The sequence below is a fragment of the Kosakonia pseudosacchari genome (genome assembly GCF_900184035.1).
Lineage (GTDB): Bacteria > Pseudomonadota > Gammaproteobacteria > Enterobacterales > Enterobacteriaceae > Kosakonia > Kosakonia pseudosacchari.
Window position 1 is genome coordinate 542121 of the sequence record NZ_FXWP01000013.1, and the last position, 19762, is coordinate 561882.

Sequence of the window (19762 nt, forward strand, 5' to 3'; positions counted from 1 at the left end):
AGTAACGGTTGTGACCATTGGCGCGTATAATGCGCGCGGTTATGTAACGGTATGCCTTGATTAAGGAGAGAAAGATGACGGCAATTGCCCCGGTAATCACCATTGATGGGCCAAGCGGCGCGGGTAAAGGCACGCTTTGCAAGGCAATGGCGGAAGCGTTGCAATGGCATCTGTTGGACTCAGGCGCAATTTATCGTGTTCTGGCGCTGGCCGCGCTGCATCACCATGTCGATGTTTCTTCCGAAGATGTTTTGGTTCCGCTGGCAGCACACCTGGATGTGCGTTTTGTGTCAACAAATGGCCATCTGGAAGTCATTCTGGAAGGTGAAGATGTCAGCAGCGAAATCCGTACGCAAGACGTGGCGAATGCGGCCTCGCAGATTGCGGCTTTTCCGCGAGTGCGTGAAGCGTTATTACGCCGTCAGCGCGCATTCCGTGACGCGCCGGGTCTTATCGCCGACGGGCGTGATATGGGGACGGTGGTTTTTCCGGATGCGCCGGTAAAAATTTTTCTTGACGCCTCTTCTGAAGAGCGTGCGCATCGACGCATGCTACAGTTGCAGGAGAAGGGCTTTAGTGTTAACTTTGAACGCCTTTTGGCCGAGATAAAGGAACGTGACGATCGCGATCGAAACCGCCCTGTTGCACCGCTGGTTCCCGCTGCCGATGCTTTAGTACTGGATTCAACCAGTTTAAGTATTGAGCAAGTGATTGAGAAAGCGCTACAATATGCTCGCCAAAAATTGGCTCTCGCGTAAGCGACCGAATTCGTAGTACCTGCTGCAATGGAGTGTGAGCAGGCATGTGAAACAACCCCATCCGGCATGAAGCCAGGTGGACGTTAAATTGAAGAATCCTGAAGATTATCAATATGACTGAATCTTTTGCTCAACTCTTTGAAGAGTCCCTGAAAGAAATCGAAACCCGCCCGGGTTCTATCGTTCGTGGTGTTGTTGTTGCTATCGACAAAGACGTAGTTCTGGTTGACGCCGGTCTGAAATCTGAGTCCGCCATTCCGGCAGAGCAGTTCAAAAACGCCCAGGGCGAGCTGGAAATCCAGGTTGGTGACGAAGTTGACGTTGCTCTGGATGCAGTAGAAGACGGCTTCGGTGAAACCCTGCTGTCCCGTGAAAAAGCTAAACGTCATGAAGCTTGGATCACGCTGGAAAAAGCTTACGAAGATGCTGAAACTGTTACCGGTGTTATCAACGGCAAAGTCAAGGGCGGCTTCACTGTTGAGCTGAACGGTATTCGCGCGTTCCTGCCAGGTTCCCTGGTAGACGTTCGTCCGGTCCGCGACACGCTGCACCTGGAAGGCAAAGAGCTTGAATTCAAAGTAATCAAGCTGGACCAGAAACGTAACAACGTTGTTGTTTCACGTCGTGCGGTTATCGAATCCGAAAACAGCGCAGAGCGCGATCAACTGCTGGAAAACCTGCAGGAAGGCATGGAAGTTAAAGGTATCGTTAAGAACCTCACTGACTACGGTGCATTCGTTGATCTGGGTGGCGTTGACGGCCTGCTGCACATCACCGATATGGCATGGAAACGCGTTAAGCATCCGAGCGAAATCGTAAACGTTGGCGATGAAATCACTGTTAAAGTGCTGAAATTCGACCGCGAACGTACTCGTGTTTCCCTGGGCCTGAAACAGCTGGGCGAAGATCCGTGGGTAGCTATCGCTAAACGTTACCCGGAAGGCACCAAGCTGACTGGTCGCGTGACCAACCTGACCGACTACGGTTGCTTCGTTGAAATCGAAGAAGGCGTTGAAGGCCTGGTTCACGTTTCCGAAATGGATTGGACCAACAAAAACATCCACCCGTCCAAAGTTGTTAACGTTGGCGACGTAGTGGAAGTTATGGTTCTGGATATCGACGAAGAACGTCGTCGTATCTCCCTGGGCCTGAAACAGTGCAAATCCAACCCGTGGCAGCAGTTCGCAGAAACCCACAACAAGGGCGACCGCGTTGAAGGTAAAATCAAGTCTATCACTGACTTTGGTATCTTCATCGGCCTGGACGGCGGTATCGATGGCCTGGTTCACCTGTCTGACATCTCCTGGAACGTTGCAGGCGAAGAAGCAGTTCGTGAATACAAAAAAGGCGACGAAATCGCAGCTGTTGTTCTGCAGGTTGACGCAGAGCGTGAGCGTATCTCTCTGGGCGTTAAACAGCTCGCAGAAGATCCGTTCAACAACTACGTTGCACTGAACAAGAAAGGCGCAATCGTAAACGGTAAAGTCACTGCAGTTGACGCTAAAGGCGCAACCGTAGAACTGGCTGACGGCGTTGAAGGTTACCTGCGCGCTTCTGAAGCTTCCCGTGACCGCGTTGAAGACGCAACTCTGGTTCTGAATGTTGGCGACGATGTTGAAGCTAAATTCACCGGTGTTGATCGTAAAAACCGCGTAGTTAGCCTGTCTGTTCGTGCGAAAGACGAAGCTGACGAGAAAGATGCAATCGCTTCTGTTAACAACAAACAGGAAGAAGGCAACTTCTCTAACGCTATGGCTGAAGCTTTCAAAGCAGCGAAAGGCGAGTAATATCAAGTGCTCTGAATTATTTACGCTGTACCAGGACGTAAGTCACATGGCAGCAGCGTGAACGATGATGAGTTACTTGACAGATCACAGGATTCGTCCTGTAATCAATGACAAAGGGCGGCTACGGCCGCCCTTGTTAAAGCTAGTAAAGCTAATTTTGCGTTGAAGGAAACCGGAGGAATCATGACCAAGTCAGAATTGATTGAAAGACTTGCAAGCCAGCAGTCGCATATTCCGGCTAAAGCTGTGGAAGATGCTGTAAAAGAGATGCTGGAGCATATGGCCTCTACTCTTGCCCAGGGCGAGCGCATTGAGATCCGCGGTTTCGGCAGTTTTTCCCTGCACTATCGTGCACCTCGCACCGGGCGTAACCCGAAAACAGGCGATAAAGTGGATCTGGAAGGAAAATACGTTCCGCACTTTAAACCGGGTAAAGAATTACGCGACCGCGCCAATATTTATGAGTAATTTTTAGCTATACGCTGAAATTTACTTCGACAAAAAAAGCACCTGTGGGTGCTTTTTTTGTTTCTCGGACTTCTTTATTTCTGAAGCTGCTTCGCACAATTTTGCAGATGCTTTGTAAGTGTGTCGAAAGCAACCAGCCTGCACCGCAAAACGGTAATCTCAGCCAGAAAGTACTGGCGACAGTGGGCATACTCTCCACGCGACAAGGAGGTATGCATGACGTTACCGGCATTAGCTATGTGCCTGATAATTGGCATTTTGCCATTAGAGTGGTTGCCTTCACTACCCACGCCAGGATGTGTATGGTTTGTAATTGCCATCGGATGCCTGATCGCGTGTTTTCGGCCTCGTCTGTTTCGTTATTGCGCTGTCACGTTACTTGCCTTTGCATGGGGAGTGCTGGCAGCAATGCAGGCTGTCTGGCCTGCAGAGCAACTACCTGGAGCGAATCACCAGGTTGAAGTGGTAATTACCGATACGGATCATATGACCCGGCATTGGGGTAAAATTACCCGTCTGGATGGCAAGCGCCTGTTTCCGTCACCAGGAATAAGCTTCTATGGTCAGTATTTGCCTGAACCAGTTTGTACCGGTCAGCGATGGACAATGACGATGAGAGCACGTGCTGTCCATGGGCAATTGAATGATGGCGGTTTCGATTCTCAACGTTATGCAATGGCTTCTCATCTGCCGCTGAGTGGCCGTTTTATTGATGCCCGTCTGACCGAACCCCAGTGCACATGGCGTGCGCGCTACCTTCAATCATTAACCGAAACTCTGACTAAATATTCCTGGCGGCAGGTGATACTGGCGTTAGGCATGGGCGAACGCGCAACGTTGGATGCCAGTGTCAAAGAGATAATGCGGCAAACCGGTACGGCGCATTTAATGGCGATATCAGGGCTACATATTGCTCTGGCGGCAATGTTGGGCTGGCTGATTGTTCGTGGCATGCAATTTTTCTTTCCCGGCGGCTGGATTGGCTGGCGTTTACCATTGCTTATTGGCGTAGGGTTTGCAGTAAGTTACGCCTGGCTGACCGGACTACAACCTCCTGCATTGCGTACCGCTATTTCTCTTAGCGTCTGGGCCGCGTTACGGCTATCCGGGCGATTGTGGTCGCCCTGGCAGGTATGGCTTTGTTGCATTGCCGCTATCTTATTCGCCGATCCCCTTGCCGTGCTATCAACCAGCCTGTGGCTGTCCGCTTTCGCAGTAGTCGCGCTGCTGTTTTGGTATCAATGGTTACCCGCTTCTACAAAACAACATACCCGGCTGGTCCAGGGCAGTATTAATTTGCTTCATCTACAAGTAGGGATGACGCTACTACTGTTCCCTATGCAGTTGTCAATTTTCCACGGTATAAGCCTGAGCTCGTTAGCGGCAAATTTGCTGGCCATCCCGTTGGTGACTTTTATTACCGTACCGCTCATTTTACTGGGAATGTTGCTGCACCTGGTTGGCCCTGTAACGGGGGAATTGGCTTGCTGGTACCTTGCAGATAAGACACTGGATTTCCTGTTTGCTTTTCTGCATTGGCTACCCGCCGGTTGGCTTAATGTGGATATGCGCTGGCAGTGGCTGGCCTGTTTACCGTGGCTGGCGCTGATTGTTTGGCGTTTGCATTTATGGCGGAGCATCCCGGCGCTGTGTCTGGCATGCCTGACATTGCTTACTCTGCCGTTCTGGCGCACAGAACGGCAAGGGGAGTGGGCGGTGCATATGCTGGACGTTGGGCAGGGCCTGGCAATGGTAATTGAACGTAATGGTAAAGCAATTCTTTATGATACAGGTGTTGCGTGGCCCGGCGGTGATAGTGGGCGGCAGTTAATTATTCCATGGTTGCGTTGGCATGCGTTACAGCCTGAAGGCATTATTCTGAGTCATGAACATTTGGATCATCGTGGTGGACTGGACTCACTGATGAATGCCTGGCCCCAATTATGGGTTCGTAGCCCACTGGGCTGGGCTGCTCATCAACCATGCTTTCGTGGCCAGCAATGGCAGTGGCAGGGGCTAACCTTTACCGTTCATTGGCCGCTAAGCGGTGCCGGGACGAAAGGTAACAACCGTTCTTGCGTAGTCAGAGTCGATGACGGCCAATACAGCTTCCTGCTCACAGGGGATATTGAAGCGGCGGGGGAGATGGCGATGCTGAGCCACTATTGGACGCATTTGCAGTCTACACTAGTGCAGGTGCCTCACCATGGAAGCAATAGTTCATCGTCGCTGCCCTTTGTGCAGCGAATTGGCGGCGAGGCTGCGTTGGCCTCGGCGTCGCGTTACAACGCGTGGCGGTTCCCCTCGACAAAGGTGATTGATCGCTACCGTGAGCAGGGATATCGCTGGTACGACACGCCGCATCAAGGGCAGATAACGGTATCGTTTTCGCCACAGGGCTGGGAAATCCATAGCTTACGAGATCAACTTTTACCGCGTTGGTATCATCAGTGGTTTGGCGTCCCCAGTGATAACGGGTAGAATATGCGGCTATTTCAACAAGTGCTGGTTTTTTGAATGCATAACGACAAAGATCTCTCCACGTGGCAGACATTCCGCCGATTATGGCCAACTATTGCGCCTTTCAAAGCGGGTCTGATCGTGTCGGGGATAGCGTTAATCCTCAACGCAGCCAGCGATACCTTTATGCTATCGCTGCTCAAACCATTACTGGATGATGGTTTTGGTAAAACCGACCGCTCTGTGCTGCTGTGGATGCCGCTGGTGGTTATTGGGTTGATGATCCTGCGTGGTATCACCAGCTACGTCTCCAGTTACTGCATTTCCTGGGTTTCCGGAAAAGTGGTGATGACCATGCGTCGTCGCCTGTTCAGCCATATGATGGGCATGCCAGTCTCATTCTTTGATAAGCAATCCACCGGTACTTTACTTTCGCGTATTACCTATGATTCTGAACAGGTCGCTTCTTCTTCCTCCGGCGCGTTAATTACCGTCGTGCGTGAAGGGGCTTCGATCATTGGCCTGTTTATCATGATGTTCTGGTACAGCTGGCAGCTCTCTTTGATCCTGATTGTGCTGGCACCGATCGTTTCGATAGCGATTCGCGTGGTTTCCAAACGCTTCCGGAATATCAGTAAAAATATGCAAAACACGATGGGCCAGGTGACCACCAGTGCGGAGCAGATGCTGAAAGGGCATAAAGAAGTGCTGATGTTTGGCGGCCAGGAAGTCGAAACCAGCCGTTTTGATAAAGTCAGTAACAAGATGCGCCTGCAGGGCATGAAAATGGTCTCGGCATCGTCAATTTCTGATCCGGTTATTCAGCTTATCGCATCGCTGGCGCTGGCCTTTGTACTGTATGCCGCCAGTTTCCCAAGCGTAATGGATACCCTGACGGCCGGTACGATTACCGTGGTCTTCTCTTCCATGATCGCGCTCATGCGTCCTTTGAAATCCCTGACCAACGTCAATGCTCAGTTCCAGCGTGGGATGGCGGCTTGCCAGACACTATTTGCGATTCTGGATAGCGAGCAAGAAAAAGACGAAGGCACGCGTGTGATTGAACGTGCGCGCGGCGATATTGAGTTTCGCAACGTGACTTTCACCTATCCGGGGCGTGAAACGCCAGCATTGCGCAACATCAACCTGACGATTCCGGCGGGCAAAACCGTCGCCCTGGTGGGGCGTTCCGGTTCGGGTAAGTCGACGCTGGCAAGCCTGATCACGCGTTTTTATGATGTCGACGAAGGGCAAATCCTGATGGATGGCCACGACTTACGCGAATATAAGCTCACTTCGTTGCGTGACCAGGTTGCGCTGGTGTCGCAAAACGTACATCTGTTTAATGATACGGTTGCCAATAACATTGCTTATGCGCGTACCGAAGAGTACAGCCGCGAAGAGATTGAGCAAGCAGCGAAAATGGCCTATGCCTACGACTTTATCAATAAGATGGATGAGGGGCTGGATACAATAATAGGGGAAAATGGTGTGCTGCTTTCAGGCGGTCAGCGCCAGCGCATTGCGATTGCCCGTGCGCTGCTGCGCGACAGTCCGATCCTCATTCTTGATGAGGCGACCTCGGCGCTGGATACTGAATCTGAACGTGCCATTCAGGCCGCACTGAATGAGCTGCAAAAGAACCGTACCTCACTGGTTATTGCTCACCGTTTGTCGACCATCGAACAGGCCGATGAAATTGTGGTGGTGGAAGATGGACGTATCGTTGAACGTGGCACCCACGCGGATTTGCTGGAGCAACGTGGTGTCTATGCTCAACTTCACAAAATGCAGTTTGGCGAATGATTGCACGCATCTGGTCCGGTGAATCCCCCCTGTGGTTACTGTTGCTACCGCTCTCCTGGCTCTACGGCCTGGTGAGCGGTGCTATTCGTTTCGCCTACCGCATTGGTTTAAAAAAATCCTGGCGTGCGCCTGTTCCTGTTGTGGTCGTCGGCAATCTGACGGCAGGAGGCAACGGTAAGACGCCAGTTGTTATCTGGTTGGTGGAGCAACTACAGCAGCGTGGCATCCGTGTTGGTGTGGTGTCGCGTGGTTACGGCGGTAAAGCGGAGCGTTATCCGCTTGTGCTGACATCTGAAACCTCTACGGCCCAGGCGGGGGATGAACCGGTTCTGATTTATCAACGTACTGGCGCGCCGGTTGCGGTTTCTCCCGTCAGAAGTGACGCCGTCAGTGCAATTCTTGCGCTATACCCGGTACAACTGATCATTACGGATGATGGTTTGCAGCATTATAAGCTGTCGCGGGATAAGGAAATTGTCGTTGTTGATGGCGTAAGGCGTTTTGGTAATGGCTGGTGGTTGCCCGCAGGGCCGATGCGCGAGCGGGCATCGCGCTTAAAAAGTGTGGATGCCATCATTACCAACGGCGGTGTAGCCAGAGCGGGAGAGATCCCGATGCGCTTGCGGCCTGGGCTGGCGGTTAATCTGCTTACCGGCGAACGCCGTGAAGTTCACACATTGACCAATATTGTTGCGATGGCAGGAATCGGTCATCCGCCGCGTTTCTTTGCTACTCTCACCGAGTGCGGTGCGACGCTGCAACAGACGGTGGCGCTTGCCGATCATCAGGCGTTAACGCTGCATGATGTTAAGCCACTGGTGAAACCAGGGCAAACACTGGTGATGACCGAAAAAGACGCGGTAAAGTGTCGGTTATTTGCTGAGGATAACTGGTGGTATTTGCCTGTAGACGCGCAGCTTGAGGGCGAGCAGGCGCAAGAATTACTGCAGGAATTGTTCACTCTGGCGCGCTGACGGTTGTCGTATCGGCCGCGCCCTGTTACTTAACAGGAACTCTCATGTCCGTGCCGCAACTCTCTCTGACTGCTGCTCGTCATCTGCACCTCGCAGCCCAGGGGCTATTACGTAAACCTTCCCGTCGGGCAAAACCGGGCGATATTCTCTCCACTATTCAGCGCATGTCGCTGCTGCAAATTGACACCATTAATATTGTTGCCCGCAGCCCTTATCTGGTGCTTTTTAGCCGCCTTGGGCACTACCCTCAGCACTGGCTTGATGATGCGCTACGCAACGGTGATTTGATGGAGTATTGGGCCCATGAAGCCTGCTTTCTGCCGCGCGAGGATTTTGCGCTGGTGCGCCATCGCATGCTGGCGCCAGATAAAATGGGCTGGAAGTATCGCGAAGCGTGGATGCAGGAACATGCGGAGGAAATCGAGCAGCTCATTGCGCATATTGAGCAAAATGGTCCGGTGCGTTCGGCTGATTTTGAACATCCACGTAAAGGTACCAGCGGCTGGTGGGAATGGAAACCGCATAAGCGGCATCTGGAAGGGCTATTTACGGCCGGAAAAGTGATGGTGGTGGAACGTCGCAATTTCCAGCGTGTTTATGATTTAACGCAGCGGGTTGTGCCGCACTGGGATGATACGCGCGACCTGCTGTCACAGGATGCTGCGGAGTATCAGATGCTGGAAAACAGCGCCCGCAGTTTAGGGCTGTTTCGCGCGCAGTGGCTGGCGGATTACTATCGTCTGCGCCAGGTGAACCTGCCGCTCGTGCTGGAAAAAATGCAGGAGGCAGGAACCATCTTTCCGGTGAATGTCGAACAGCTCGGGCCGGCCTGGATACATTCTTCTCTGATGCCGCTACTTGAACAGGCGCAGGCTGGCAAACTTGTTGCTACTCACAGCGCGGTGCTTTCACCATTTGATCCGGTGGTATGGGATCGTAAACGAGCCGAACAACTGTTCGATTTTAGCTACCGTCTGGAGTGCTATACCCCGGCCCCTAAACGGCAATTTGGCTATTTTGTGTTGCCATTGTTGCATCGTGGGCGTCTGGTGGGACGTATGGATGCAAAAATGCACCGTAAAGAGGGCATGCTGGAGATTATTGCGCTCTATCTGGAAGATGGCGTTAAGCCCGGACATTCGCTGGAAAAGGGGCTGTTAGGTGCTATTACCGAGTTTGCCCGCTGGCAGGGAGCGTTGCGGGTCTCATTCACGCAGCTGCCTGCGGGGTTATTTGCCGCATGCCGTGCCGGGCTGGAAATAGACGCGGCGTAAGAAATGAATATGATAAGCTTAAACCGTTAATTATCGGTGTATCAGGAGGAAAGATGGATCACCGTTTACTTGAAATTATTGCCTGCCCGGTGTGTAACGGCAAACTGAATTACACCCAGGATAAACAAGAACTAATCTGCAAAATCGACAGCCTCGCCTATCCGGTGCGGGACGGTATTCCGGTATTACTGGAAACTGAAGCGCGTTCATTAACTGCGGAAGAGAGCCGGCCATGAGTTTCGTTGTTATCATTCCCGCGCGTTATGCTTCCACTCGCTTGCCCGGCAAACCTTTAGTCGATATTAACGGTAAGCCCATGGTAGTGCATGTGCTGGAGCGCGCTCGTGAATCCGGCGCTGAGCGTATTATCGTGGCGACGGACAACGAAGAGGTGATGCATGCGGTGCAGGCGGTTGGTGGTGAAGTCTGTATGACCCGCGCCGATCATCAGTCCGGAACGGAACGCCTTGCAGAAGTCGTGGAAAAATGCGGTTTCAGTGACGATACCGTCATCGTCAATGTGCAGGGTGACGAGCCCATGATCCCCCCGGCGATTATTCGCCAGGTGGCAGAAAACCTTGCCGCGCGTGATGTTGGGATGGCAACGCTGGCGGTTCCCATTCATAGCGCGGAAGAGGCATTCAATCCGAACGCAGTGAAAGTGGTGATGGATGCCGAAGGTTACGCGCTCTATTTCTCCCGCGCCACGATCCCCTGGGATCGCGACCGTTTCGCACAATCTCGCGAGATGATTGGCGATACTTTCCTGCGTCATATCGGCATTTATGGCTATCGCGCCGGTTTTATCCGCCGTTATGTCAGCTGGCAAACCAGCCCACTTGAGCAGATAGAGATGCTGGAGCAACTGCGCGTGCTCTGGTACGGCGAGAAAATCCACGTTGCCGTCGCCAGTGTGGTGCCGGGTACCGGTGTGGATACCCCTGAAGATCTGGCGCGCGTCCGTCAGGAGCTGCGTTAATCCTTCCATCCCCTCCATTCGGAGGGGATTTGTCGCTTGCCGGCGAAATTCTCATGCTGTTTTGATCTCATCTGGATGACATCTGTGCTATCGGCGCTCATTATAAAAGCAGTCATCTTTGTGAGGGCAATCTGCTATGGAACAACTGCGCGCTGAACTGAGTCATCTGTTGGGTGAAAAACTGAGTCGCATGGAGTGCGTCAGCGAAAAGCCGGATTCCGCACTCTGGTCGCTGTATGACAGCCAGGGAAATCCGATGCCGCTGCTGGCACGAAGTTTTTCAACGCCTGGCATTGCGCGCCAGTTAGCCTGGAAGATATCAATGCTGGCGCGTGGTGGGGCTGTCCGCATGCCGGTTGTTTATGGTGTCATGACGCACGAAGAGCATCCAGGGCCGGATGTGCTGCTCATCGAACGTTTACGCGGCGTACCGGTTGAAGCCCCAGCACGCACGCCTGAGCGCTGGGAGCAACTCAAAGATCAAATCGTTGAGGCATTACTTTTCTGGCACCGCCAGGATAGCCACGGTTGTGTTGGCACCGTTGACAGTACCCAGGAAAACATCTGGCCTTCCTGGTATCGCCAGCGCGTGGAAGTGCTGTGGACCACGCTCAACCAGTATCACAACACCGGGTTGACGATGCAGGATAAGCGCATGCTGTTTCGTACTCGCGAGTGTCTACCCGCGTTGTTTGATGGTTTTAACGATAACTGCGTGCTGGTGCATGGCAGTTTTAACTTGCGCAGTATGTTGAAGGATGCCCGCAGCGACCAGTTACTGGCAATGGTTGGGCCTGGCATTATGCTCTGGGCGCCGCGTGAGTATGAACTGTTCCGGCTGGTGGACGGTGCGCAGGCAGAAGGATTGCTCTGGCATTATCTTCAGCGCGCGCCGGTTGCGGAATCCTTTCTGTGGCGGCGCTGGCTCTATCTGTTATGGGATGAAGTGGCGCAGTTGGTGAATACCGGACGGTTTAACCGCGCTAACTTCGATCTTGCCTCGAAATCACTGCTCCCCTGGCTGGTCTGAACTGCCTTTCAACCACTGCCAGATACGCCCTAACGTTTCATAACCCACCCGGTCGCTGTGCATCAGCCACACCGGGGAGGGGATAATGCGTTCCCACGGATTAAGCGGAGAGGTAATTGCCAGCTGGTTTGCCGGTGCTGGCAATGGATGCAGGCCAGCATGCTGGAAGAAAATCATGGCGCGTGGCAGATGAGACGCCGATGTCACCAGCAGGAAAGGCGCATCACCAATCGCCTGTTTTACCGCAAGCGCTTCCCGCTCGGTGTCTTTCGGTTGATCCAGCGTCATGATGGCGCTGCGCGGCACGCCCAGGCTTTCAGCGACGCGCGCGCCAGCTTCCGCCGTGCTGACCGGATTGGTTTGCGCCGCCGCACCGGTAAAGATAATTTTTGAACCGGGGTTGGCCTGCCACAGACGAATGCCCTCCGTCAGACGCGGCAGACTGTTATTAATCAGGTTAGAACTCGGTGCCCACGCGTCGTTCCAGGTGTAGCCGCCGCCGAGAATCACGATGTATTTTACCGGCTGCGTGTTGCGCCAGGTCGGGTAGGTCTCTTCGATCGGTTGTAAAAAGCGATCGGCTACGGGCTGCATGCTCAACAGCAATAAAACCAGCCATCCGACGCTGATAAGAACTTTGCCGGTTTTCTGCCAGCGGCTAAACCAGATCAGCGCAATGCCCAGCCCGATCAGCAAAAGTAAAAAAGGCAGAGGCAGCATCAGGCCGCCGATGTATTTTTTAAGGGTAAAAAGCACCGTATCCGTCTCCTTTTTGACCATATAGCAGGCCTTTTGCGTCGATCTTACACCAGATGGGTTCATTATCGGCACGGCTGTGACAAAATAGCGGTTTTGCCAGGAGCGTGGAGCCCCCATGAAGGATCGCAATTTCGACGATATTGCCGAGAAGTTCTCGCGCAACATCTACGGCACGACGAAAGGTCAGTTGCGTCAGGCGATCCTGTGGCAGGATCTTGATGCGCTGCTGGCTAGGATGGGTGACCAGCCGTTGCGTGTGCTGGATGCTGGCGGCGGGGAAGGCCAGACGGCGATTCGCATGGCGCAGTTGGGGCATCACGTCACGCTCTGTGATGTGTCGAAAACGATGATCGCGCGTGCCCAGGTGGTGGCAGAAGAGAAAGGTGTGAGCGGTAACATGCATTTTATACAATGCGCCGTTCAGGACGTTGCTCAGCATTTGGAATCGCCGGTTGATCTGATATTGTTCCATGCTGTGCTGGAGTGGGTCGCAGAACCGGTTCCGGTGTTGCAAATATTGTGGTCGGTGCTACGCCCTGGCGGCGCGTTGTCATTAATGTTTTACAATGCCGACGGTTTGCTGATGCACAATATGGTGGCAGGAAATTTTGACTATGTGAAAGTCGGTATGCCGAAGCGCAAAAAACGTACCCTTTCCCCGGATTTTCCGCGTGCTCCAGCGGATGTTTACGGCTGGCTCGAACAGATTGGCTGGCAGGTAACGGGCAAAACGGGGGTGCGCGTGTTTCACGATTATCTGCGCGAAAAACACCAGCAGCATGACTGCTTTGACGCGCTACTCGAACTGGAAACACGCTATTGCCGCCAGGAGCCCTATATTAGCTTTGGCCGCTATATCCACGTGACCGCGCTTAAGCCGCAAATCGATGAAAGGACAAACGATGAGTGAATTTTCCCAGACAGTCCCCGAACTGGTTGCCTGGGCCAGGAAAAATGATTTCTCCATCTCGCTGCCGGTCGACAGGCTCTCTTTCTTGCTGGCCATCGCCACGCTCAATGGCGAGCGTCTGGATGGGGAAATGAACGAAGGTGAACTGGTCGATGCCTTTCGTCATGTGAGTGATGCGTTTGAGCAAACCAGTGAAACCATTATCCAGCGTGCCAATAACGCTATTAACGACCTGGTTCGCCAGCGTTTGTTAAATCGCTTTACCAGTGAGCTGGTGGAGGGCAATGCCATCTACCGCCTGACGCCGCTGGGCATTGGCATTACTGACTATTACATTCGCCAGCGTGAGTTCTCCACGCTGCGTCTTTCTATGCAGCTTTCCATTGTGGCCAGCGAGTTAAAACGCGCCGCAGACGCAGCACAGGAGGGCGGAGACGAATTCCACTGGCATCGCAATGTTTACGCACCGCTGAAATACTCGGTCGCGGAGATTTTTGACAGCATCGATCTGACGCAGCGCCTGATGGATGAACAGCAGCAACAGGTCAAAGATGATATTGCACAGCTACTGAATAAAGACTGGCGCGCGGCCATCTCCAGTTGTGAATTGTTGCTGTCTGAAACCTCCGGTACGTTACGTGAACTGCAGGATACGCTTGATGCCGCCGGGGATAAGTTGCAGACCAATCTGTTGAGCATTCAGGACGCGACCCTTGGGCGCGATGATCTTGAGTTCCTCGATCAACTGGTCTTCAACCTGCAAAGTAAGCTGGATCGTATTGTGAGCTGGGGCCAGCAGGCGATCGATCTGTGGATTGGTTACGATCGCCACGTACACAAATTCATCCGTACCGCTATTGATATGGATAAGAACCGCGTCTTTGCCCAGCGTTTGCGTCAGTCGGTACAATCCTACTTCGATGCGCCGTGGGCGTTAACCTACGCCAGCGCCGACAGGCTGCTGGACATGCGCGATGAAGAGATGGCGCTGCGTGATGAAGAAGTCACGGGTGAGTTGCCGCCGGATCTGGAGTATGAAGAGTTTAACGAAATCCGCGAGCAACTGGCGGCGCTTATTGAGCAGCAACTGGCAATTTATAAGACCAAAGGCGTGCCGCTGGATCTCGGCCTGGTGGCGCGCGAATATCTGGCGCAATATCCGCGCGTTCGTCATTTCGATATCGCGCGCATCGTGGTTGATCAGGCGGTACGTCTTGGCGTAGCGCAAGCAGATTTCACCGGACTGCCGCCGAAGTGGCAGCCGATTAATGATTACGGAGCCAAGGTACAGGCGCATGTCATCGACAAATATTGAACAAGTGATGCCGGTTAAACTGGCACAGGCGTTGGCTAACTCTCTGTTTCCGGCACTGGACAGCGCATTGCGCTCAGGGCGACACATCGGCCTCGACGAGCTGGACAATCACGCTTTTTTAATGGATTTCCAGGAGTATCTGGAAGAGTTTTACGCGCGCTATAACGTTGAGCTTATCCGCGCACCGGAAGGCTTTTTCTATCTGCGTCCGCGTTCCACCACGCTTATCCCGCGCTCGGTGCTTTCGGAGCTGGATATGATGGTAGGTAAAATTCTTTGCTATCTCTACCTCAGCCCGGAGCGTCTGGCAAATGAAGGGATCTTCACCCAACAAGAGCTGTACGACGAGTTGTTATCGCTGGCGGATGAAGCGAAGCTGCTGAAGCTGGTAAATAACCGTTCTACCGGTTCCGATCTTGACCGACAAAAACTGCAGGAAAAGGTGCGTTCTTCGCTGAACCGTCTGCGCCGTCTCGGCATGATCTGGTTTATGGGTAACGACAGCAGCAAGTTCCGTATCACTGAGTCCGTGTTCCGCTTTGGCGCTGATGTGCGCTCGGGCGATGATGCGCGTGAAGCGCAACTGCGCATGATCCGCGACGGTGAAGCGATGCCTGTCGAAAACCATCTGCAGCTCAATGATGAGCCTGAAGATAATCAGCCGGATAGCTCGGAGGAAGAGTAATGATTGATCGCGGTAAATTTCGTTCGCTGACGCTGATTAACTGGAACGGCTTTTTTGCCCGAACATTTGATCTGGATGAGCTGGTGACAACGCTCTCCGGGGGCAACGGTGCCGGCAAATCGACCACGATGGCCGCTTTTGTTACGGCATTGATTCCGGATTTGACGCTGCTGCACTTCCGTAACACCACCGAAGCGGGCGCGACCTCAGGTTCTCGTGATAAAGGCCTGCACGGTAAACTGAAAGCCGGGGTTTGTTACTCAGTGCTGGATGTGATCAACTCCCGTCATCAGCGCGTGCTGGTGGGGGTGCGTTTGCAACAGGTCGCGGGTCGCGATCGTAAAGTGGATATCAAACCGTTTGCTATTCAGGGCTTGCCGACCTCGATGCTGCCGACGCAGCTGTTGACGGAAACGCTGAATGAGCGTCAGGCGCGCGTGCTTTCTCTGCAGGAAGTGAAAGACAAGCTGGATACGATGGAAGGGGTGCAGTTCAAGCAGTTCAACTCCATCACCGATTATCACGCGCTGATGTTTGATCTGGGTATTGTCGCGCGTCGTTTGCGCTCGGCTTCCGATCGCAGCAAGTTCTATCGCCTGATTGAAGCCTCGCTGTATGGCGGGATCTCCAGCGCCATTACGCGTTCGCTGCGTGATTATTTACTGCCGGAAAACAGCGGGGTGCGCAAAGCGTTCCAGGATATGGAAGCGGCACTGCGTGAAAACCGCATGACGCTGGAAGCCATTCGCGTGACTCAGTCGGATCGTGATCTGTTCAAGCATTTGATCAGCGAGGCGACTAACTACGTGGCGGCAGACTATATGCGCCACGCTAACGAACGGCGGGTGCATCTGGACAAAGCGCTTGAATATCGTCGCGATCTCTTTACCTCGCGCCAGCAACTGGCGGCAGAGCAGTATAAGCATGTCGATATGGCGCGCGAACTCTCCGAGCATAGCGGTGCGGAAGGGGATCTGGAAGCTGACTATCAGGCCGCCAGCGATCACCTGAATCTGGTGCAAACCGCGCTGCGTCAGCAGGAAAAAATCGAGCGCTACGAAGCGGATCTCGACGAACTGCAAGTTCGCCTTGAAGAGCAGCATGAAGTTGTTGCCGAAGCCGCTGAGCGTCAGGAAGAGAACGAGGCCCGCGCCGAAGCCGCCGAGCTTGAAGTGGATGAACTGAAAAGCCAGCTTGCCGATTACCAGCAAGCGCTGGATGTCCAGCAAACTCGCGCCATTCAGTACAACCAGGCGTTGCAGGCTCTGCAGCGTGCAAGAGAGCTATGCAACCTGCCGGATTTGACGCCGGAAAGCGCCGACGAATGGCTGGAAACCTTCCAGGCGAAAGAGCAGGAAGCGACGGAAAAACTGCTGTCGCTGGATCAGAAATTAAGTGTGGCGCAAACCGCGCACAGTCAGTTCGAGCAGGCTTACCAGCTGGTGGCGGCGATTAACGGCCCGCTGGCGCGTAACGAAGCCTGGGATGTGGCGCGCGAGCTGCTGCGTGATGGCGTTAACCAGCGCCATCTGGCTGAGCAAGTGCAGCCGCTGCGTATGCGCCTGAATGAGCTGGAACAGCGTCTGCGTGAGCAGCAGGATGCCGAGCGTTTGCTGGCAGAGTTCTGCAAACGCCAGGGCAAGCAGTATGATGCGCAAGAGCTTGAAGCGCTGCATCAGGAACTGGAAGCGCAAATCGCCGCACTCTCTGACAACGTTTCTGCTGCCGGTGAGCAGCGCATGGCGCTGCGTCAGGAACTGGAACAATTACAATCGCGTATTCAGTCGCTGACCAAGCGCGCGCCGGTGTGGCTGGCGGCGCAAAGTAACCTGACGCAACTGTGCGAGCAAAGCGGTGAGCAGTTTGAGTCCGGGCAGGAGGTTACCGAGTATCTGCAGCAACTGCTGGAACGTGAGCGTGAAGCCATCGTTGAGCGCGATGAAGTGGGCGCACGAAAACGCGCTGTCGATGATGAAATCGAACGTTTAAGCCAGCCGGGCGGTGCCGAAGATGGTCGTCTCAATGCGCTGGCAGAGCGCTTTGGCGGCGTACTGCTGTCGGAAATCTATGACGATGTCAGCATTGACGATGCGCCGTATTACTCCGCGCTATACGGGCCTTCGCGTCATGCGATTGTGGTGCCGGATCTGTCGCTGGTCGCCGATATGCTCGAAGGGCTGGAAGATTGCCCGGAAGATCTCTATCTGATCGAAGGGGACCCGCAATCCTTCGATGACAGCGTGTTTAGCGTGGATGAGCTGGAAAAAGCGGTGGTGGTGAAAATCGCCGATCGCCAGTGGCGTTATTCACGCTTCCCGACGCTGCCGCTGTTTGGCCGCGCGGCACGCGAAAGCCGTATTGAAAGCCTGCATGCAGAGCGTGAAGCGCTGGCGGAGCGTTTTGCCACGCTCTCTTTTGATGTGCAGAAAACGCAGCGCCTGCATCAGGCATTCAGCCGCTTTATTGGTAGCCACCTGGCGGTAGCATTTGAGGATGATCCGGAAGCGGAAATCCGCGCGCTCAGCAGCCGTCGTGGCGAGCTGGAACGCGCAATCAGCAACCATGAAAATGACAACCAGCAAAACCGTGTGCAGTTCGAACAGGCGAAAGAGGGCGTTGCCCAGCTTAACCGCTTGCTGCCGCGCATTAATCTGCTGGCTGACGAAACCCTTGCCGATCGCGTGGATGAAATTCAGGAACGCCTGGACGAAGCGCAGGAAGCGGCGCGGTTTATCCAGCAGTTTGGCAACCAACTGGCGAAACTCGAGCCGGTTGTTTCCGTACTGCAAAGCGATCCGGAGCAGTTTGAACAGTTGAAGGCAGATTACGCTACCTCGCAGCAGGTACAGCGTGATGCCCGTCAGCAAGCTTTCGCCCTGGCGGAAGTGGTACAGCGCCGTGCGCACTTCAGCTACTCTGATGCCGCTGAAATGTTTAACGGGAATAACGATCTCAACGAAAAACTGCGCCAGCGCCTGGAACAGGCAGAAGCGGAACGCACCAAAGCGCGTGAAGCGATGCGCAGCCATGCCGCGCAATACAGCCAGTACAACCAGGTACTGGCTTCACTGAAGAGTTCGTTCGATACCAAAAAAGAGTTGCTCAACGATCTGCAAAAAGAGTTGCAGGATATTGGCGTTCGCGCTGACAGCGGCGCAGAAGAACGGGCGCGTATCCGTCGTGACGAGCTGCATGCGCAGCTCTCCGGCAACCGCGCACGCCGTAACCAGCTGGAAAAAGCCATCACCTTCTGCGAAGCGGAGATGGATAACCTGACGCGTAAATTGCGCCGCCTGGAACGTGACTACCATGAAATGCGTGAACAGGTGGTTACCGCGAAAGCAGGGTGGTGCGCGGTGATGCGCATGGTGAAAGACAGCGGTGTTGAACGCCGTCTGCACCGCCGTGAGCTGGCCTACCTTTCTGCCGATGAATTACGCTCGATGTCGGATAAGGCGCTCGGTGCGCTGCGTCCGGCGGTTGCCGATAACGAACATTTGCGCGATGTGCTGCGTCTTTCCGAAGATCCGAAACGCCCTGAGCGTAAGATCCAGTTCTTTGTCGCGGTATACCAGCATCTCCGTGAGCGTATCCGCCAGGATATTATTCGTACCGACGATCCGGTTGAAGCCATCGAACAGATGGAAATCGAGCTTAGCCGCCTGACAGAAGAGTTGACGTCCCGTGAACAGAAGCTGGCGATCAGCTCGCGTAGCGTGGCGAATATTATTCGCAAAACCATTCAGCGCGAGCAGAACCGTATCCGTATGCTGAACCAGGGGCTGCAAAGTGTCTCCTTCGGCCAGGTGAACAGCGTGCGTCTGAATGTGAATGTGCGGGAAACCCATGCCACATTGTTGACGGTGCTTTCTGAACAGCACGAGCAGCATCAGGATCTGTTTAACAGTAGCCGCCTGACTTTCTCGGAGGCGCTGGCAAAACTTTATCAGCGTCTGAACCCGCAAATCGATATGGGGCAGCGTACGCCGCAAACCATCGGTGAAGAGTTGCTGGACTACCGTAACTATCTCGAGATGGAAGTGGAAGTTAACCGTGGCTCCGATGGCTGGCTGCGCGCGGAATCCGGTGCGCTGTCGACCGGTGAAGCGATTGGTACCGGGATGTCGATTCTGGTGATGGTGGTACAAAGTTGGGAAGATGAAGCGCGTCGACTGCGCGGCAAAGATATCTCTCCGTGCCGCTTGCTGTTCCTTGATGAAGCCGCACGTTTGGACGCCCGCTCTATCGCTACACTGTTTGAGCTGTGCGAACGTCTGGAAATGCAGCTTATTATCGCGGCACCGGAAAATATCAGCCCGGAAAAAGGCACCACCTACAAGCTGGTTCGTAAAGTCGTGCAAAATCATGAGCATGTGCATGTTGTCGGTCTGCGTGGTTTTGCCGCGCAGCTGCCGGAAACGCTTCCCGGCACGGCAGATGCGTCGTAACAAAGAATCATGCGAAAGGGCGACAGTAATGTCGCCCTTTTTGTTTGCGGAAAGCTATTGCCAGCCCGCGTTTAATCTTTAAACTTCTTTACATTAGGTAAGGCAAATG

The 19762-nt window shown here is 53.8% G+C and carries 15 protein-coding genes; 14 read left to right on the top strand and 1 reads right to left on the bottom strand.

All coding sequences use genetic code 11. The features are described from left to right. The first annotated feature begins 74 nt into the window (after positions 1 to 74). From cmk to BN2591_RS12635, 10 genes are all read left to right on the top strand, one after another. A complete protein-coding gene (gene cmk, locus BN2591_RS12590; RefSeq protein ID WP_017456187.1) occupies positions 75 to 758 on the top strand; it encodes a (d)CMP kinase in 684 nt (227 codons plus the stop codon). Between the two features lie 113 nt (positions 759 to 871). Next, on the top strand, positions 872 to 2545 hold the full coding sequence (gene rpsA, locus BN2591_RS12595; RefSeq protein WP_017456188.1) for a 30S ribosomal protein S1: 1674 nt from the start codon (positions 872 to 874) through the stop codon (positions 2543 to 2545). Positions 2546 to 2728: 183 nt separating this feature from the next. Beyond that, entirely contained in the window at positions 2729 to 3013 is a 285-nt protein-coding gene (ihfB, locus tag BN2591_RS12600; RefSeq protein ID WP_007374142.1) for an integration host factor subunit beta, read from the top strand. 216 nt (positions 3014 to 3229) lie between these two features. Then, on the top strand, positions 3230 to 5494 hold the full coding sequence (locus tag BN2591_RS12605; protein ID WP_086871907.1) for a ComEC family protein: 2265 nt from the start codon (positions 3230 to 3232) through the stop codon (positions 5492 to 5494). 36 nt (positions 5495 to 5530) lie between these two features. Beyond that, on the top strand, positions 5531 to 7279 hold the full coding sequence (gene msbA, locus BN2591_RS12610; protein ID WP_086871909.1) for a lipid A ABC transporter ATP-binding protein/permease MsbA: 1749 nt from the start codon (positions 5531 to 5533) through the stop codon (positions 7277 to 7279). After that, positions 7276 to 8253: a tetraacyldisaccharide 4'-kinase gene (lpxK, locus tag BN2591_RS12615; protein ID WP_086871911.1), complete on the top strand. Its 978-nt coding sequence runs from the start codon at positions 7276 to 7278 to the stop codon at positions 8251 to 8253. The genes msbA and lpxK overlap by 4 nt, the downstream gene beginning before the upstream one ends. A 44-nt stretch (positions 8254 to 8297) precedes the next feature. Next, positions 8298 to 9527 carry a winged helix-turn-helix domain-containing protein gene (locus BN2591_RS12620; protein ID WP_086871913.1) on the top strand — a complete coding sequence of 410 codons (1230 nt, stop codon included), beginning with the start codon at positions 8298 to 8300 and terminating at the stop codon, positions 9525 to 9527. Positions 9528 to 9580: 53 nt separating this feature from the next. Beyond that, positions 9581 to 9763, top strand: a complete 183-nt coding sequence (ycaR, locus tag BN2591_RS12625) for a protein YcaR (RefSeq protein WP_020457241.1) — start codon at positions 9581 to 9583, stop codon at positions 9761 to 9763. Beyond that, complete coding sequence (kdsB, locus tag BN2591_RS12630; protein ID WP_086871914.1) at positions 9760 to 10506, top strand: 3-deoxy-manno-octulosonate cytidylyltransferase; 747 nt, start codon at positions 9760 to 9762, stop codon at positions 10504 to 10506. The genes ycaR and kdsB overlap by 4 nt, the downstream gene beginning before the upstream one ends. A 136-nt stretch (positions 10507 to 10642) precedes the next feature. Next, entirely contained in the window at positions 10643 to 11536 is an 894-nt protein-coding gene (locus BN2591_RS12635) for a YcbJ family phosphotransferase (RefSeq protein ID WP_086871916.1), read from the top strand. Here BN2591_RS12635 and elyC read toward each other — a convergent pair. Then, on the bottom strand, positions 11513 to 12292 hold the full coding sequence (gene elyC, locus BN2591_RS12640) for an envelope biogenesis factor ElyC (protein WP_086872148.1): 780 nt from the start codon (positions 12290 to 12292) through the stop codon (positions 11513 to 11515). The genes BN2591_RS12635 and elyC overlap by 24 nt on opposite strands. A gap of 118 nt (positions 12293 to 12410) precedes the next feature. On the opposite strand from elyC, the gene cmoM reads away from it, so the two are divergent. Genes cmoM through mukB form a run of 4 tightly spaced genes read left to right on the top strand, consistent with a single transcriptional unit; the run spans position 12411 to position 19653 of the window. Beyond that, positions 12411 to 13205 carry a tRNA uridine 5-oxyacetic acid(34) methyltransferase CmoM gene (cmoM, locus tag BN2591_RS12645; RefSeq protein ID WP_086871917.1) on the top strand — a complete coding sequence of 265 codons (795 nt, stop codon included), beginning with the start codon at positions 12411 to 12413 and terminating at the stop codon, positions 13203 to 13205. Continuing rightward, entirely contained in the window at positions 13198 to 14520 is a 1323-nt protein-coding gene (gene mukF, locus BN2591_RS12650) for a chromosome partition protein MukF (RefSeq protein ID WP_086871919.1), read from the top strand. Before cmoM ends, mukF begins: the two co-directional genes overlap by 8 nt. After that, complete coding sequence (gene mukE, locus BN2591_RS12655) at positions 14501 to 15205, top strand: chromosome partition protein MukE (protein ID WP_045506691.1); 705 nt, start codon at positions 14501 to 14503, stop codon at positions 15203 to 15205. Before mukF ends, mukE begins: the two co-directional genes overlap by 20 nt. Continuing rightward, positions 15205 to 19653 carry a chromosome partition protein MukB gene (gene mukB / locus BN2591_RS12660; protein ID WP_086871920.1) on the top strand — a complete coding sequence of 1483 codons (4449 nt, stop codon included), beginning with the start codon at positions 15205 to 15207 and terminating at the stop codon, positions 19651 to 19653. The genes mukE and mukB overlap by 1 nt, the downstream gene beginning before the upstream one ends. Positions 19654 to 19762: the final 109 nt, after the last annotated feature.